An 18,467-nucleotide genomic window follows, 5' to 3' on the forward strand; every position below is an offset into this window, starting at 1 on the left:
GATTTTTTGTTTGAGAACTATTTCAAATTAAAAACCTAAATCTTTCATAATAGCGTCTAATTCCCGCCATTTTTTTCCATTGCTAAATTTAGCTGCAATCTTTGCTGAAATTCCTAATTGTAAAACCTGGTGCATCCCCAGGCGTTTCACTCTTTTTTTCAAAACGGCAAAATGCTTATTTTCCTCCGCAATCATTCCGGCATAAATTACTGTAAGCCACTGTTCCACCAAAATTTTATCTTCCTGCCTGTACGTTTCAACAATTGCATCAATAAGTTGAAGCACCGATAGGTCTATCATTTTAGTGGTACGGTTATAAATTAAAACAAAATCGGTGTAGACCTTATGTTGCTGGTACTTTTTAGAAATTTCAAAAAGATCGCCAAAATATGTTTCGTCAAGAGGCGCCGTTTTGAATCCGTTACTTTCAACTATAAACACACACCAATCATCGAAACTTCCTCTGTCAAAAATTACAGACCTGTTGTTTAATAATCTTTTGATCAATTTACTCATAAATAAAAAATTCAGTTGTTTGGTTTGGTCTAAAAAACTATTTCTAAAAACTCAGCCACTTTTGGTCACAAAGATTTCTTTTTGCGTTGGCGGCGCCAATTTAGTTTACGTGTTTACAATTTTGATTGGTAATTAATAATTCCTTTAATGTACCTCTTTTCTCAGCTACGGAATTAATGTTTCTTCTCGCTTCCACTCTGCTGATAGTGAAATCGCTATACAAATCGTCAAAGAAATTATTATTTGTATCATTAGTTTTCAAATCTGAATTGCTCAATATCCAGGCATGGCCTTTACAGTCAAGTAAACTGCAAAAGTTTTTTAACCTGATTTGCTCTTTGTCGCCAAACTCATCCCGGGCGTATGAATTAAAATTTGAAGTTCGGTTCAATGGCTTGTATGGCGGATCAAGATAGAACAAAGAATGCTTATTTGCGTAATTTAGTGTTTGCTCAAAATCGCCCCCTAAGATGGTTACTTTTTGAAGCGCTTTACTCACATTCAGAATGTTTTGGCTGTCGCAAATGCAGGGCTTTTTATAAGAGCCCATTGGAACATTAAAATTATTTTTTCTGTTTACCCTATACAAGCCGTTAAAGCAAGTTCGGTTTAAAAAAATAAACAACGCCGCATGGCCGGTTTTTTCCTCTTTTTTTAAATTATACAATTCGCGTTTCCGGTAATAATAAATTTTTTTTTCTACTTCCTTTCCTTCAAGGTTATGAAATTCATTTTGGAGGATTTCCAGGATAGAGATGAGTTCTTTCGGCCTTGCCGCTATTATCTTGTAAGTGTTTACCAGGTCAGCGTTGATATCATTTATCACTGCTCTTTCTAAGTTGGGAAAATGATTCAGCATCCAAAAAAGCACCGCGCCACTGCCAACAAACGGCTCTGCGTACACGAATTTTTGTTCCCTGATTCTTTGGGGCAATACTTTTTCAATGGCGCTGATAAGCTGCGTTTTGCCGCCTGCCCATTTTAAAAAAGGTTTTGCTTTTGTGTCTGCCATTTCGGTCTGAAAAATTTATCCCGGCTAAATTAAATTTTTTGCAGGAAAATTTTAATTTGATTATTCTGTTGTTTCCATAGATGGCTTCAATTAAAGAAGTTGTAAATGGAATTGGCGAATATATATACTTTAGCCTTAGTTAAATTTTAGCTGATTGTAGATTGAAAACAGGCTACTTGATGCAGGTGTTTATTAATTAGCATCTCAAAATTGAATAGCATATATGATGTATACATTCTTATAAAACAGTGAAGCAATAAATATCAGGGTTTTATTTTCCAATTGACTAATACTAAATGTGGCTGTCCGTTTCATTGGTGAGGTGGCAACAGCAAGAAATTATCCAAAGGGTTTTCCCTCCTTTAAAAGTTCTTTTTTTATTCCATCCAAGACATCCGTTAGGTAAATAGTCATTTCAGGAATTGCATTGGCTTCTTCATCTAAATCAACAAATTGGTTGTCATCATTTGATTCGGAAGTTACCAAAGATGTATTTTTTTTCAAGTCCTCAGCAATCGCTTTATCCTGGGTGTACTTTTCCAATCCCTTAATACTGGCGTATTGAACAATATTATTGATACTTCCACCCGTAAGCTGATATTTTTTTACCTGTTCTGGTATATTTACCTCTTCTCTTTGTTCATCATTGATAGCGCCGGATGAACTTTTGTAAGGAATGTGCTTTTTTAAAAATCTGATATTTTTGGGAAATGATGATTTCCAAATCTCTGCCCGCTGGTCGGCATCGGGTAGGGGAAATTTTAATATCGCATTGAACCTTCTTATAAAAGCATCGTCGATATTATTCTTCATATTGGTGGCTAGAATTATAAGCCCGTTAAAATCTTCAATCCTTTGCAATAGGTAAGAAACCTCCTGGTTAGCATATTTATCATGCGCATCTTTTACATTGGTCCTTTTTCCAAACAACGCATCCGCTTCATCAAAGAATAGTATCCATCCCTTGTCTTCAGCCCTTGCAAACAGCAACTCCAGATTTTTTTCTGTTTCACCGATATATTTCGAAACTACCATTGACAGGTCAATCTTGTAAACTTCTTTATTAAATTCATTCCCAATCAATCCGGCAGTAAATGTTTTACCTGTGCCAGACGGGCCATAAAATAGTGCACGATAACCTCTTTTAAAACGATCAGCCATATTCCATTCATCAACAAGTTGATCATTGTAGCTAAGCCAGTTCTCCAGTTCGCTAATCTGTTGTCTTAATTCGTCACTAATAATTAGGTCATCCCAGGTAAGCCTGGTCGAAATGCGCTTTGCAGGAAAACTCATACTAAAATGCGGTGTGGCATACCTTCCATTAATCATTAAGTTAATATAATCCTGAGAAATAATGATCCGGCCATGCAAGGGTGGTTCTCCGTCCGGCAATGTTTCAAGCCATAAAATTTTTTTATCTGCAAAAATATGATCTGCCTGGAAAAGTCGCTGCACATCACTTCTCTTTTTCGGGTTATCGCCTCCGATTATAAAAACAGCGGTTTCACCCGTCGGTAAAAAACCACGAAAATTTTTTCCATGTGTTCCACCTATTTTAGGAAAGTTGTTATTGGACAGCAAATCTCCTGTTGCATCATCAAATAGATGAGGATGTACATACGGCGCCAATGCTATAAGCAAAAGCAGAGCTGAATTTTTGTCCAGTTCGTTATTGGAAACAAACGAAGAGAGGTTCTTGTTCCATTTGCTATAAGCCGGCATTGATGGTTCTGCTTCGTTATAATTTTGATTTATAGCCTTATTAACCCGGTGTTGAATTAAATCAAACAAATAAGTAAACTCGGCTGAATATTGGGTTGCCATAATATTTTTTTATTCGATTTTAGACAGAAATTCTTTTGATAATTCCATATAATCGCTTGCCCCATGTGAATGCTTATCAAAATTGAATATATCCAATCCTGCTTCCTGCGCTTTTGCGAGCTGGATATTTGTGCGGATGTGAGTCTTAAAAACTTTGCTTCCAAATTCTTCTTCCAGTTGGCTGCACACTTCGCGGTTCATTTTTTTATGCTCATCAAATTTGGTTAAAATGAACCCAAGGATGTCAATTTCAAGCCCCAGTTTTCTTTTGATTTTTTGAACATTGCCGAAATGGTGCATAAAACTTCGAACGCCGTTTAGCGGAAGATACTCTGCCTGCAAAGGCATCAGTACGTAACGGCTTGCCACCAGTGCATTTACCGTAAGCATGCTAATGGAAGGCGGGCAATCAATAAAAATAAAGTCGTATTCATTTTCAAGAGGCTTCAGTATCCAGCTAATCAATTGTTCCCTACCATATACATTTACCAGTTCCAGTTCGGCGCCGGCCAGTTCTATTGATGAAGGAATTAAATGAAGCCCCCCTGCCAATGCTATAATTGCGGGTATTTCGTCTTTCTTTTTTTTACCCTCAGTTTCTTTTTTTAATTCAGTAAATAAGTTTTCGCCTGTTTCTTCAATAATGCCTAATGATTGCGTAAGATTGGACTGGGGGTCTGCATCCACCAACAATATTTTTTTTCCCTGTTGCTGAAGTGCTGCAGCAAGGTTAATAACGCTGGTAGTTTTACCGGAACCTCCTTTCTGTATAGCAAACGAAATGATAGACATATAAATAGTTTAATAATTTCTCATTAAAGAGGTTTAAAATTTTCCTTTTCCGGATTTTTCCGGCAGGCCCTTATCTATATTTTCTCCCCACCACTTTTGAGCCTTCGCTATCGTTCCGTGTTTTGTTTCTTTATCGTAGGCAGCCTGCAAATCTGATAGCTTTTCCTGGTATTTTTTTATTATCGTGGAAAGCTCTGCCTGTTGTTTTGCAAGCACTTTTTTTGCTTCGGCTGTTGCGCCGGCTTCAGTACATGCTTCAACATTTTTAACTGCAAATCCGGCTGCCTTGGTTTTAAGTTCCTGTGTAAGTTGTTCTGCCAATTGATTCGTAAGGTCAAAATGCCGCTGTTCGTGTTGCAATAATGTTTTACTGTCATCGTCCAAAACTCCGGTTATCATTTGTTGTTTAAAATTTGCATCACAATCTGCTAAGTCAGTGGCTTTCGCTGTTACGCCATTATCATTTTGGTAACTATAGCTTATAGAAGATTTCCCATTTTTTACACAGGGGTCAACAAGGTCGGCACATTCGCCAGCTTTGGTAGCCTTTGCACCATCGAGTGTGATGACTATATTTTTGTTCTTTTTAAATGCAGCCCTGCATTGAGCGGCATTGGCCTGGCAAGCAGCATTAATATCATGAAGGCTTTTAGTAATAGAAGCATTGCAGCCTGCAATCGCCTTGCCGGCTTTTGCTTCTCTCGCTTTTAGATCGGTTGTCCATGCCTTTGCCCAGGAGTTTTCCTGCCACATAAATGATTTCACCAAAATTGAAGCCGGGCTGGCTTCAATATTTACAGTGAAGGCTTTAAATTTATCAGGATGCATGTCGGCGTGTTTATCTTTAGCTTTTCCTTTTTCGCAATCTATATTCTTAGACCCTGAATGTGCAATTGTACCGCTTGCTGTTGCCGTTAATGGTTTGAAAGGATAACCTGATGAATCGAAATCTGTCATCCCGCTACTGGTTTCAGCATCATATTGTGCCTTTTTAGGGACTTTGCCCATAAAATCAGACCATGTTAAAGAACGATGATCAATCTTCTTTCTTTGCACTTCATCTGCCGGAAGGCCGCCACCCTGCTGAACTACATGTGTTAATTCATGAGCCAGCAAAAATTTTCCCTGGGCGCTGCTTGGGTCAAATTTTCCTTCATTAAAAAAAATATCATGGCCATGTGTAAAGGCTTGTGCATGCAATTCATTATTTAAATTTATTGCTTCGCTGTCGTTGTGTACGCGCACATTGCTGAAATCTGCACCAAATGAATTATTCATTTCATGCATTGTCTTTGCAGGAAGTTTATTCCCTTTGCCGGCAGAATTTTTAAGATTTGCGGCGATTTTTGGTGATGCTGTATTTGTAGATGCATCGTGTTTGGTTTGTACAGCAGATCCTTTTGTCTTTTCTTCTTCCTTCATGTGATCGTCTTTCTTTTGCACTTTTTCTTTTTCATTATCTGCCTCTTTCCTCTGTACGGAAGTTTCCACTTCCTTTTTCTTTTCGGGTAACTCCATTTTCTGGACCACTGGTTTTTCTTCTTCTTTCATGTGGTCATCTTTCTTTTGTACTTTTTCTTTTTCGTGATCAGCGTCCATTTTTTGAACTGTAGGCTTCTCTTCCTCTTTTTTGGGTCCATCCATTTTCTGTACTGGCTTTTCCTCCTCTTTCTTTGGCGCATCCATTTTCTGAACAGTTTTGTCTTTTTCTTTTTCAGGTGTAACAGCACGCTGAACTGCTTTTACCTTGTCTTCTTTATCACGTTCCATCCGCTGATCATTGGTGCCCAGTTTTTCATCTTCCAGGGAAGTGGCGAGCCGTTGTATGCTACTTATTTCTTTTTGTTGTATAACGGGTTTTGCTGTTTTATTATTAACCACCGCTTTGGCAACATTATCTGCCTCATGCTCATATTTGTCACCAGGTTCGTTGACAGAAAGCTTTGCCTGGAAGAAATTATTTTTCTTCTGTTTTTCACTACCCAGCTGTTTCTTAGAAAAAAAAGGTTTGTCTTTTCCTTCGGTGGATTGGGCATTGCGGTGGTTGTAGAGGCGGGAGAGGTATGACATGATTTTAATTTAAATAAATTATTTTCCTGTTTCAATTATTCTTACTTTACCATCGTCACCAGCAGAAAAAAAAGTTTTAGAAACATTTGAAAAGGCCACCTGGCTGACCCTGCCGTCATGGAGCTTTTCTGAAAAAATAAATCCCCCATCGTCAAGCTTTTGCATTGAAACAAAACCAGCTAAAGAACCGCTTAACAACAGCCTTTTCTTGGGGTGGAGACATAAAGAAGAATACCCTCCAAATCTTTCATTAAATATTTCCGGTAGTATTCTTTTCTCGGTTTCCAATTCCCATAGATAATTTGCATAAGGAATTTTAGAGGAAATGGCAAGAACAGTTTCATTACAGCCAAGGCTCATGAAATATCCTTGGATTGGTGCAGGGAATATTTCTTTTATGATTTTTCCAGAACTAATTTCAATCTGCTGAATCTGTGCTTTATTATGACCACCAATCAGAACTGATTCGCCATCATCAAAAATTTCAACAGTTGCCGGTTCATTTACATAGCTTAGTGTCTCTGTTTTAATTTTCCATTCAGCAGGCAATTTCTGAATTTCCAAATTTTTTGTTTGTGATTCAGCTTGATATCCTTTGAATTTCCAGATGTTTTCGCCAGAATCTATATCAATCACCTCAACATATTTTCCAGTAACAATTATCATAGGCGATGCTTTGGAAGAGATAATTCTAATAATTTTGCTATTGTCTGTTTTGAATTCGTGTTTTTTATCAGACGAAATATCGTAAATAAACAATTTGGTCTTGTCCGAATAAACGAGATGCTTACCCTGGTAACTAAAACATAGAGCCCAAATATTTTGGTATGCGTTTTCTTCAATTATTTTGATTACTTTTTTCTCAAAAGGGTTCCAAAGTGAAAGGTTTGGTTTATTTTTAGAATCGCCCATCTGACCTACAGCCAGCATATTAAGCTCTGAATTATAAGCAAGACTCAAAATAGGAGACCCATTTGGAAGAGGTAAATTATTTGCTTTCATTGATTTTTTTTTAATCCCGTTAGGCTTATATATTTTATAAAATCGGCTTTCCATTCTCAGTAGCTAGAAAAGGATTACTACCAATTGCTTTTGCATCTTTTGGTACATTCAATTTTTCTGATTCAAAATTTTTCCCAACCCATAAGAAATATTTAGTTTTGCTTTTTGCCAGATTAAACTGCTTAGTTACAACCCTAAGATTACTATCATTTAAGACATGATCTCTTCTTATGTCATCTTTTGTATTATTGTCTCCTCCGTTCCAACTTATCGCCAAATCCGGTTCGTGGTCTACCTGATATTCTACTGCATCAGGATCGTAATTATGGATACCAGCATCGCGTTCCACTTTGCCTTGAGTCTTTAATGTTTGCCACTGAATATCTTTTGCAGGCTCCATGCTATTCATTACTTTGTAAATTTCTGCTTTGATTCCCGGTAGTTCAGCCTTCTTTTTATTTGTGCTTTTTGTTGCCCAACCGTGACTTTCATATAATTTTGGTCTGATAGACTCACTTCCAGGCGACCAACTCGAAGGAAAAAAACGTTTGTCAGGTGTTATTTTCGATATTTCTGCTTCCGTTGTTAGTTTCCAAGACTTTTCTGTTATTAATTTTGAAAGTGTGGCTGTATCAAATTTCATTTCTCTCCCTTCACGAACATTTGTAGCTTTCGTATAATCCTGAGCCACTGATGATATTTTTATGAATACTCCTTCTTTAGATTTATAATAGTTTCCGATTTTTATGTCTGAAGATCCATGTTTCTTTGGTATTGATTTTTTACTTGTTTTCTGTACGTATTCAAAATCCCAAGTCGCACCTCCATCCATTACAGAAATAGACTGAATAACCGTTGGATGATCTTTCTTAACATCTGCTACAATTTTATCGGCATCTGCTTTTGTTACTTCTCCATCTGCAATTTTTTCTTTTCCTTCTTTATCTATCTCCTGTAAGGCTGCTTCAATATTGTCTTTTCCGCTACCTTTTTTATCTGCTTCCGTCAACAAAGCCGTAAAACTTACCGGGTGTGGGTTATTAATCTTTTTTGCTGTAGAAGTTACCTTCCATTTATCTCCCTCCTGCTGTATATTAAATTTAATCCCTTTGGTACTATTTTCAATCTGCGTCAATTTCTTTTGCAGGTCCGCCCTAGTTACGGGTTCTTTTATGGCTCCTTTTAATTTCGCGCCGGCTGCTTCAAAAATTTTAACTGCTTCAGGGTCTGATTTTGCTTCTGTCTTAGGCTTAGCTCCTTTGGCGGGCGGTGTTGCGCCTTTTTTAGGCTTATCCTTTCCTGCCTGAGCTTTATCGGCCTTTGCTTTTTTAGGATCGGGCAGTTCAGGTTTTTTTACTGAACCATCTTCCTTAAATGCGCCCTGACCCTTTCCTCCTTCGCCCGATTTAGGAGGCAAAGTGTCATCTACCATATTCGTCATGAATTTGGACGCATCGAATTCAGGTTTTTTAAAGGTAATGTCCGGCACATTACCTGAGCCAAGAACATAATTCTTTAACTCAGCACTAATACCAATAGGATCCGTGAGTGGCCATTGTTTAGCAAATAAAGGCCATGTCCACCTGTGATCTGAAAGCGGCGACCACCATGGCGTTTCAATTGCGATAAAGAAATCTCCGCCCAATCCCAGCACGGGTTGGGCTACTAAATCAAGTGTGCCGCTGATAAAGAACTCACCGGGTTCGCGCCAACCGATAGTTGGCCTTGCATCTGCGTACGCTTCCACACCCACGTCTGCCTGCACACCCACACCGAATTTGAGATCATGGCTCAAAATTTCTATGCCTGCACCACCTTCTGCACGTAGGCGAAGGCCGGCGTAGCCAGAGATATTAATGGACCCGGCAATCTGTATATTTTTTTGAACAGTAGGATCAGTTGAATAGGTGCCTATGATCTCGATATTATAAATTTTGGCCGGGCCTAGTTTGGCAATTGAATGCAAACTAACGTTGGCAAAAAGATTCAGGTTGCCTACAACAGGAATGCCATAGTAAGCCTTTGCTTCCAGTTTAAAGAGCTCATTATCCCAATTTTTTTGTTTGAAAAGTGTTATCTCAGCCGGCGGTGCAATTTTGCCGATGACGGTAATATGCCCTTCCGCATCTACCACTACATTCACCGTTCCTGCAAACCATTCAGTAAGATGAAACTGTAATTGTCCTGCACCCGCTATTCCTCTTTTACCATCCGCTTTCGGTGCGGGCACTGCTGCAGGTGGCGCAGCAGTTTGTGCATTTTCAACACCCCCTGCAGCTTTGATGGCATCTTTTGCAAAGTTGTTGGCCGTTACCAGGTCTGTTGATACCAGTTCAATGGAGCCGGTAAGTTTATCGCCCGTATATTCAGCTTTTCCATGAATATCTACCAGGCCCGTGGCAGCATCATATTTTACTTCCAGCAAACCACTGAAGCCTTTAAAGCCGGTAATGGTTAAACTTCCTGAACCGCCCAGTTTACCCTGTTTATTATCTACGTTTACAATACCTTCAGCACCTTTTAACGTCAGCGTTGCCGATCCGTCAAAAACGGGTGTAGTAATATTGGCCATCTCGAAGTTTAACTTCATGTCAAGGAAACCGCCGATAGAAATAGAAAAATCTTTGAAGCCGAGTTGAAGTGTTCCGTTTTCAAGTTTGTTGGTAATATTGCCAGGTAATTTTTTAGAAAAATGGAATCCCATTCCAATCTGATCTTCCGCCTGTTTGATACCCTTCAGCCAGATGCTTACATCAGTCCCACCACCTTTTATTGTTACCAGGCCCGTTGCTGCATTATTTTTTATATCAACACGAAGCACAAGCGCCGGTATTTTTTGAAACCATGCATTATTAAGAGCCAGATAAGCGGGATGGGAAGAATTATAATTGTCACCCTTTTTTTCTATTTTAATAATACCCTCAGATGCATAAGCTCCGGATCTTATCCGCACGTCAAGCCCACCATGATGTGAGGCCTCTTCAATTTCTCCCTTTACTTTTTCAGAAGGATTGAAACTTCCTTTCGATATATCTACCACTTCTGAACTGGTTGGTTTGGATGCGGCAGGTCCTCCGGCTTTTTGAATCAAATGAGACGTTGCCTGTTCCTTACGATGTATGCTCGCCCCTTGTTGACTGTATGCGTTAATTCATGCGCCAGCAAATGTTTCCCCTCGGAAGAACTGGTATCATACTTACCTGAATTAAAATAAATATCATTACCGTGTGTAAAGGCCTGCGCATTCAGGTTGTCACTCAATTGTGCCGCGGCAGAGTTATTATGAATCCTTACACCAGAAAAATCGGCGCCAATAGAAGATTCCATTTGTGTACGGGTGCTTTCCGGCAGAGGACTTCCGCTACCTTTTGAAGCGCTTAAACTGCTTCCAACAGATGGCGTTGCTGTTGCTGCCGAACTATTACTCTCCTGTTTTTGTACATGCAGTTATAAATTCGTTATTCCGCAACCATTCTAACCGCTTAAACAAGGAACTAAGAAACGGATGTGTCAATACTAATCCGGCATGCTGTATAAATATACCCTCCGGTGGTATGGTCTCCCTTAGAAGTTTACTGGGTTCTTCTTGTACCTTTTCACCAAGGTTTTTTTGGGATAGTATTTTCTCCATCATATTATCCGCAGAGGCTATAGGATTTATTGGCTGATGCTGTAGTTCTTTGGCGGCATCTGCGTCGATATTATGTTTATCATCTTGCTGATTTTTGTCGCCTGGCGTAGTATCATGTGGCAGAGTATCGGCAAAGGACCTTTCTTCTTTTCCTGTATCATTCGATTGCAATTGTTCCGTTATTTTTTTCCCTTTTGTAGCTTTTACATCTTCTTTATTAGCTATAAATGTTTTGCCCCCGTTTGCTGTCGGTATGTCTTCATCAATTGTTGTTAAAGTGTTCTTACCTTTTTTATCAGTGATATCCTTTTTCCCTTTTTGTTCAATAACAACTTTATCCGGGAGCTTTTTATTTTCACTAAGACTATTGTTGAATTCAAAAAACGTAACCAACACTTGTTTCAAAACGGTAACCAGCGAGAGCAATTCTTTTTGTCGTTTTTTTTGAACCGGCAATTTGGCTGAGTATGGGCTTAAAACGGCTGAAGCAATATTTTCTGTTGAAAAGTTTTTTTGGACGCTTGAAGCAACCACTAACAACTGTTGCCAGATCGCTTTTACAAAACCAACAGATGGGACTTGCTGGTGTTGATAAATATTAACTTGTTTAATGATGGTAAATACTTCCTCTGCAGCCAATGCCAGTTGCTTCTGGCTTTGAGCCGTAATAACTTCTACCAGCTTTGTTAAGAAATCGGTATTATGCTGTTGTGCAACCCTGTAAGCAAAAGTTTTCTCATTCAATAATAGCTTCCGTAAGATAGCAACTCCTGAATAATCGGTTGCCAATGTTTCCAGCACATCCTCGTACCATTTGTCGTTTATTGCAATTGTGTTCCAGGGTAAATACCCCTTTTGCATATACGAAATCCATTGCCTGCAACTATTCATTGCCTTAGAACGGCGAATAAATTTTTTGTTAACAGAAAGAGCGGCAAGATTATCAAGTAAACTTGATTTAAATGTGTTAAGCATATCATCGTTCCATCGGTTCTTTTCAATATCCTTTTCTGAAATAACGCCGAAATCAATCTCAAGCCTGTCAAGAATCAGCACTTCGTCTTCATTGCAATAATCATTAAAAACAGATTCCAATACCGGTATCATTTCATTCCGGTAATGTTCACTAATTAAATGCTGCATCCGAAAGGCATTGTGTTCCCGGGTTAGCTTTAATTCGATTAACTGTTTTTTTATAAGATGCATTATATTTTATTTTACCAATAGTGTTTTTATTTTATTAACTGTTTCTTTAGATGCGTATTTTGAAATTTCTTCGGGATTCCATTCAGTAAACAATGACTGCATGTCGTAATTATTTTCTCTTAACTTGTCCAGCCCGTTTGTTATTAGCCCGATGGCTGCAATATTTTTTTCTTCAAAAACTGATTTATCCATGTAGAACCAGACCAGGTTTTTTATCAGTACTTCTTTTTGTGGTTGAGTTAATGCCTTTTCCTGATTACCTGTTATTTCATCAGATACTAATTCCTGCAACAACCTGTTTATTTCTTCCGCAGGGTCTTTTTTTGTATGCAGGCCTTCTCCTAAGGGGTTATTACCTGTATTGGCAAGAATATCGCCTGCATCTTTAGCCAACAAGTTTCTGTTCGACTCAGAATAAACCGCACTTATATTGCCTTTATAAGTAGTTAGCCTTGCATTGATAAAGCGGGCTTCTTCCTGCGAAAGTTCAGCATGAGTGTCCGGTAAATTAACTGTTAGAGTATCGGTAGCGGACGTAGATAGTTTTTCGGACGCTGTATTGGTCACCGAAACATTTTGTCCTAAAGGAATATTGAGATCACTATTTACCAGGGAATTGTCATTGGATTTACATTCCATTTTCTGCCAGCCAAACAAATCATTGATTGCATTCAGCTTATCGTTTGCTGTAATTATTTTGGTATTATCAGTCGTATCATTCAAACATGTAACATCAACCACCTTTTCCATACAAGGCAAGCAATCATTACAATCACTCAGGCAATTTAAAGTGGAGGAGAATAAAAAATCCATCAGCTTGCAGGATGCAGTTTCAATGTCAGCCATTCCTTTCTGCAGGAGCGCTGCCTTCCAGGTTTTGTAAGGCGTTTCAAATTTGCACATGTCCTGTGGATTGAGCCACAAAATGCGCAGCAAAATATGCGCTGGTGTTTCCCGGTACAACATCATTTCCAGCAAATCATGGTTTTCTTTTTTACGAAAACGTTCAGGCCAGGCGGGCAATACAACTGTGGCGATAAACGAAAAAGGATCTTCTCCAGGAGCAAAACAAATTTTCTTTTCTTCTTCATTGCCTGCTGCAAAAATTTCTTCTTTCCACGACAAACCTGAGCACTTTGTTTGCTTTTCAAAATTTCCAGGCCTTATATAATTACCGGCACAACCATTTGGAATGCGTGGCCTCAAAAGAATATGTTCGGTTAAATAAATTCCTTCGCGATTGACTAAATTCCTGCTGCGTTTAACAGCATCACAAACCATTTGTGTGCTGGTATAATTTTGTGGATTGTACGCCGCTATATCTTTATCTGTTTGCAGCGCTATGCCATAACAGTAACAAATACAATCAAAATAAAACCGGTAATTTTCGTAGTTAGCAAGTGCCCTAATTATAATTAAATACTGATTAAAGGCTTCCATGCAATTATCATAACAACATGCTCCTTGCCATGCAACGAAACAATCATCTGTTTTAATAACCTGCTCAGCGCCACATCCGCAGGTTTTTTTCACGAGGTTATTATCCTGGGAATTAAAACCAGGCAATCTTATTTCAATACAATACTTATCGTTAATTGACTGGACAGGATAATAAAACGCAAGAGTTAAAAGCAATTTTTTCCATGAAGATTGAGACATGGTATCATCATACGGTGAAGCCAGTTTTATTTTGCCATTTACAAGTGAATATTTATTATCTGTTTTATCATAATTAGCATCATTACCACACTGCTGAATGATTTCAATTATTCTTTCGCAATCAGGGCGTGCGTTCGCGCTGTCGCTGTTTAGAATCGCAAGCTTATTACCATCAATACCGTACAAAAATTCAGCCCCGGATTCATTCACTATCTTAAATAAATTAGTGGCGTCAAAATTTTTAAAAGCTGTGTATAATTTTTCAAGCACTTCATCTCTTTTATCTGCTGACTCATAAGTGCATGGATGTACGGCATTGTTGGTATTGCAGGCAACTGTAAAAGTATAAATGCAATTTTTTTTATTTAAAATTTTATGAAAACTATCTTTCGCCCGGGCAATGCAAATAAATTTTTCAATTCCCGAAGGACCCCATGCTTCCTCCTCCGTTTTGTACCTGGATGTACTTTCTGCAAGCACTTCCCTGATAAAAACTGCGTTGTTTGTATTGTAATCTTTATCAACAAAATAATTGCCCTTGTATTGCAGCAGCAGCATAAAAAAATAAAATGCCTGCCTGGCTTCCTGCGCGTTATTATATAAAATTGAACTTTGCCAGTCGTCTGAACCAGTTTGATGATTGTGCAGGGAAAAATAATAAACATACTCAGCTGCTTTTTTTATACAGCCCGCAGCGCTTTCGGGCAAACACAACATCGCTTCCGAAGGAAATAAATTTTTAAATTCATCGCTGCATTTTATCAATACGCGTACAGGATAGCTTTTTGCAGTTTCGGAAAGCATTTTTAGAATATCTGCTTCATTTGTTCCTGCCAAAGCCTGCGTGCCTTTTGGAACAAATACAATTGCAGCATTTTTCTTATCGCTTTTGCTGATGGCATCAGGCTCGTCAAGAACAATATATTTATCAAAACCATAATTAGCAATATTCATTGCTTTACTGAGGATAAACAGGTAAATGTTGTTGAAAGCATCCTCGGCCTCTTGTACTGACGGATACCCTGTAATGCTTTCAAATAAAATAGTGTCCTTTTTAAATGGCCCAAAATCATGGTGGCACCTGATTACATACCGGTACATCAATGATTTTGCTCTGGCGTCTCTGTATGATTCTGTTATATCCCCTCCGAGGCAAATACTCAAAACCCTATAACCTTTAAGCGCATCGGAATATAAATCATTTAATCGCTTTCCTGCATCCCCGCCGCTTGTAATAGCAGATTGTGCATATATATTGTCTTTATCTGTTAAACGGTAAACATAAGCCCCGGTTTTACTCAAATCATCAATAAATATTCCTTTATCGAAGGGTAGTGTGGCATTCTTCTTATGTTGTTGAATTTGTTTATTTAATTCAAGTAATTGTTTTGCCGTATCAAATTTTTGGGTCTCATTCAATGCCTCAACAGCGGTTCCAACATGAGTGCAACTCAAGCCTGTCGTTGTATTTTCTGCGTTTCTAAGAACATATATATTATTAACCGATTCAAGATTAATTTTCTGCAACGATTCCGTGAACTGATTTTCTGCTGCCTCTACATTCTTCAGTGTATCAAATTCTCCATCGCTTTGAAAGAGCAGGTTCATTTCTTTTTCATATCCCAACTGATAAATAAATTTCCAGCGGCACGGAAAAGGGGTTGCCGATAATTCGTAATAATGATCATTTACAATGGCACAGACCTTGTCAATAAAGGTGACCCATTTTGAATTATCATTTTTGGTAACACATTCAGCAACAGGCTTGCCATCCCGTAAAACAAACAATTTTTTTCTTTTATCAGCCTGAAGATCAAAATTATTTGTGTCCGCCATCAGCATAAGTAAATTGTATGCATCTGCGTATGCTTGTTTTTTGGTATTGAACTCATTCAGTGCCTTGAAGTGAAATGCATTATTTTTATCGAGAAGCTCGTAAGTAAATTTATCTGGTTTCGCGGGAATATTATTATTGGGAACAATTTTGAAACCTTCAATGTCTACTAGTTTTTCCGGCTTCTTTTTGTCGTTGCTGCAAAACTTGCCTGAAGGGCTGTTTTCCGGTGAAATAATCTGCCACTTGCTAACATCTGATGGTACACGTAAATAAGCAATAGCCGATTCAAAAGCTTCATCTTCTGTATCGAATGGCGCAGCAGAAATTCGGATAGTTTTTCCGGCACTGTCTTTCAGTTCTAAACGGAATTCGTTCCTGCTAACAATTATATTATCTGTAAGCTTTCCATTAAACATCTTTAGCAGATTGTTTTTAATATCTACAGCATCCTGTTCATGTGTAAACAATACAGGATAATAAGCTACATCAATATTATTATTAAACGCAACCTGTAACTGGTATTTTGATTCGTGCTGAATAAATTCTATTCGATACTTTTCTTTATCTGATAAAGAAGAAAAAATTGATTGAACAGATTGCTGTGCATTTTCAGGTCCTTCATAAGTTCCCGTTGTGTTGAACAAGTCAATCCCGGACAGGTTTAGCTGGACTGAATAAGTGTCTTCATATTTTACCACTTCACAATTACACAAGGTATCATGTGAACGGCTTTCTATACCAGCATAAGCCTTAAACCGTTTTTCAAAGCCGGAGATGTTTTCTTTTGTTGAAGTCCGGTAATCAAATGCTTTTCCGCGGCTGCTGCTTAATAAAGGATATTGTGTAAGAAAATCCTCTTTGTTTTTAATAATGCCGCCTGAAAGTTCATCCGCATCACAAAAGCCGTAAGAAAGCAAAGCGTAATCTGCAAACTGTTCTGCAAAACGCGAGAGCAGGTGATTAAGAAAGCCATCTCTCCGTTTTTGAAAGGAACTTTTTTTCTCTGTTATTCGCGATAGATATTCCTGGTAACTTAACAGGTTTAATTGTATGGTAAATGATACTGCTCCTGTGTTGTTCACGTTAATTTTATAATTATTCTCTATTAAACCCATTGAAGGCACCAGTTTGATGGCTTGCAGGGCATCTGCTTCTGCTACATATAATTCCCCTGTTAAAAAAATATCCTCTGCCGGAAAATCTATGTAATAAAAAAAATACTTATCCTTTGTAGTTGCGGCTGAAGATATTTTATATAGATCGCTGTTGCTGAAATTATTTTGAACTATTCCGGCTACAGCGCTAAATTCAGCGCGGGAGTTGCAGGTAAAATCCTTTTGTAATTTCCTAAGGTCACTACTGCTAAAAGAGTTTTTTTGTAATTTTTCAAAATCCTTTTTCAGAACCGGGTAAGCGAGATTACTATTATTTTTTATTTCCGAATTTGCATCACCCTGGTCAGAAATGTTGAAAATAAGTTTCTCAAAATCGGGAACGTTTTTTAATTCGTTTAAAAAATAAGTACGCTGGTTTGCTGCATCTTCATCCAATTTAAATGAAAATAAATTCCGGATATTAGCCAGTTGCGAAAGATAATTTGCCAGCAACTGGTCAAAGAAAAGAAGGTAACCTTTTAGCTGCAAAGCCTGAGCCTGGCGCTGGGGTGTTGCATCCTTTGGTAAACCGCCCTGTCCAATTCCGTAGTTCAACGGAAATTCATTTTGTATCGAATAATAATCAGCAAGATCATTGTGGTAATTACCGGCAGGAACAACCAGATCAATATTTTCAGGAAGCTGCAATAATTTGTTGCTGTTATCCGAAGCTGATTTTACAGAAGAGCTGATTTTTTGATAGTCTACCGGAACTACAATCCCGTTTATAGAAAATTGCACCGATGAGAAATCTGTTGAAAAAACGGTTGTATAGCCTGTTGGTATCGTAAATTGCCATTTGTCTGAAAAAGTTTTTCCATCCTGTGTAAGTTTTAATTTCTTTACGGTAGCCACACCGTCAATACTCAGCAGCACATTATATACATCCGAAAGATGAATTTCGGATTTCAGTATTATTTCTTCAAACTCTTTTGTATCTACAAAACCATGGCTGGTAGTTAAATTATAAGGACGGCCGGCAAATATGTCTTCAATCTTTTTGTCTTTATCCAGCAATTGCTGCAATGTATAAAATTGCGGTGCCGGTGAAAAAAAATTTTCCAGCACTTTAACCATGTTAATATAAACATCTTCTGCATTTGCATCAGCCTCTAAACCAATATCTGCGCATATTCCAATATTAAGCGTGCACAAAACAGAAATATCAATAAAATCTTCGCACAGGTTGCGTTGGGACAACAATTTCTCTTTCACATCCTTGATAACATTGTCTTGTGGTCTTAAAGGAGGATAATCCAACTGTAATGAAATATGATACAGGCCGTTTAGGAAAGTTAAACAAGGTGTGTTATTATCTACAGAATCAGAATCAGCGTTATTTGTTGGTTTACTAAGGTTCTCTAACTTTATATCCTCCGCAACGGATAACCAAGCATTTTTCACCCCATCAATGTCAATCAGCATTTTTCTGTAATCTGTGATGGTTAAAGGATTGCAGGTAAGTATTTGGCCGGGAGTGAAAAAATTATTTTCAGATGCTGTTTCGGGTTTTTTAGCAAAAATATCTTCAACCGGAAGATTGGTGCGATAGCCAAGGTCAAGCAGCGCATAAATAAGCATTTCCAGGATAGTAATACCGGGGTCATGCACATTATAATCAGTCCAAATCTTTCCCGTCAAACCACTGAGGTATTCAATAGAGCTGGTGCGCAACGCATCAAAGTCCAGGTAATCCGGAAAGCCGGAATTGGTTTTGCTAATCACAACGCTATTTGTTGACGGGTTCGCCATAATTTAATA

10 protein-coding genes are annotated in these 18,467 nt (G+C 38.2%); all 10 read right to left on the bottom strand.

What is annotated here, in order from left to right:
* Window positions 1–27: 27 nt before the first annotated feature.
* A complete protein-coding gene (locus EFY79_RS17615; protein WP_123122061.1) occupies window positions 28–516 on the bottom strand; it encodes a DUF7004 family protein in 489 nt (162 codons plus the stop codon).
* A 100-nt stretch (window positions 517–616) separates the two neighbouring features.
* Window positions 617–1,528: a DNA adenine methylase gene (locus tag EFY79_RS17620; RefSeq protein ID WP_123122062.1), complete on the bottom strand. Its 912-nt coding sequence runs from the start codon at window positions 1,526–1,528 to the stop codon at window positions 617–619.
* Between the two features lie 339 nt (window positions 1,529–1,867).
* The gene (locus tag EFY79_RS17625; protein ID WP_123122063.1) at window positions 1,868–3,355 is read right to left on the bottom strand and encodes an ATP-binding protein; all 1,488 of its coding nucleotides are present in this window, start codon (window positions 3,353–3,355) and stop codon (window positions 1,868–1,870) included.
* Between the two features lie 9 nt (window positions 3,356–3,364).
* Window positions 3,365–4,147, bottom strand: coding sequence for a ParA family protein (locus EFY79_RS17630; protein ID WP_123122064.1), 783 nt, complete (start codon window positions 4,145–4,147; stop codon window positions 3,365–3,367).
* A 33-nt stretch (window positions 4,148–4,180) separates the two neighbouring features.
* Complete coding sequence (locus EFY79_RS17635; protein ID WP_123122065.1) at window positions 4,181–6,217, bottom strand: eCIS core domain-containing protein; 2,037 nt, start codon at window positions 6,215–6,217, stop codon at window positions 4,181–4,183.
* A gap of 18 nt (window positions 6,218–6,235) precedes the next feature.
* The gene (locus EFY79_RS17640; RefSeq protein ID WP_148041964.1) at window positions 6,236–7,219 is read right to left on the bottom strand and encodes a WD40 repeat domain-containing protein; all 984 of its coding nucleotides are present in this window, start codon (window positions 7,217–7,219) and stop codon (window positions 6,236–6,238) included.
* 34 nt (window positions 7,220–7,253) lie between these two features.
* The gene (locus tag EFY79_RS17645; RefSeq protein ID WP_123122067.1) at window positions 7,254–10,310 is read right to left on the bottom strand and encodes a hypothetical protein; all 3,057 of its coding nucleotides are present in this window, start codon (window positions 10,308–10,310) and stop codon (window positions 7,254–7,256) included.
* Complete coding sequence (locus tag EFY79_RS17650) at window positions 10,307–10,666, bottom strand: eCIS core domain-containing protein (RefSeq protein ID WP_317128045.1); 360 nt, start codon at window positions 10,664–10,666, stop codon at window positions 10,307–10,309. Before EFY79_RS17650 ends, EFY79_RS17645 begins: the two co-directional genes overlap by 4 nt.
* Complete coding sequence (locus EFY79_RS17655) at window positions 10,641–12,056, bottom strand: contractile injection system tape measure protein (RefSeq protein WP_123122069.1); 1,416 nt, start codon at window positions 12,054–12,056, stop codon at window positions 10,641–10,643. The genes EFY79_RS17650 and EFY79_RS17655 overlap by 26 nt, the downstream gene beginning before the upstream one ends.
* A 6-nt stretch (window positions 12,057–12,062) precedes the next feature.
* Entirely contained in the window at window positions 12,063–18,458 is a 6,396-nt protein-coding gene (locus EFY79_RS17660; RefSeq protein WP_123122070.1) for a hypothetical protein, read from the bottom strand.
* Window positions 18,459–18,467: the final 9 nt, after the last annotated feature.

The organism is Hanamia caeni (assembly GCF_003721595.1).
Classification (GTDB): Bacteria; Bacteroidota; Bacteroidia; order Chitinophagales; family Chitinophagaceae; genus Ginsengibacter; species Ginsengibacter caeni.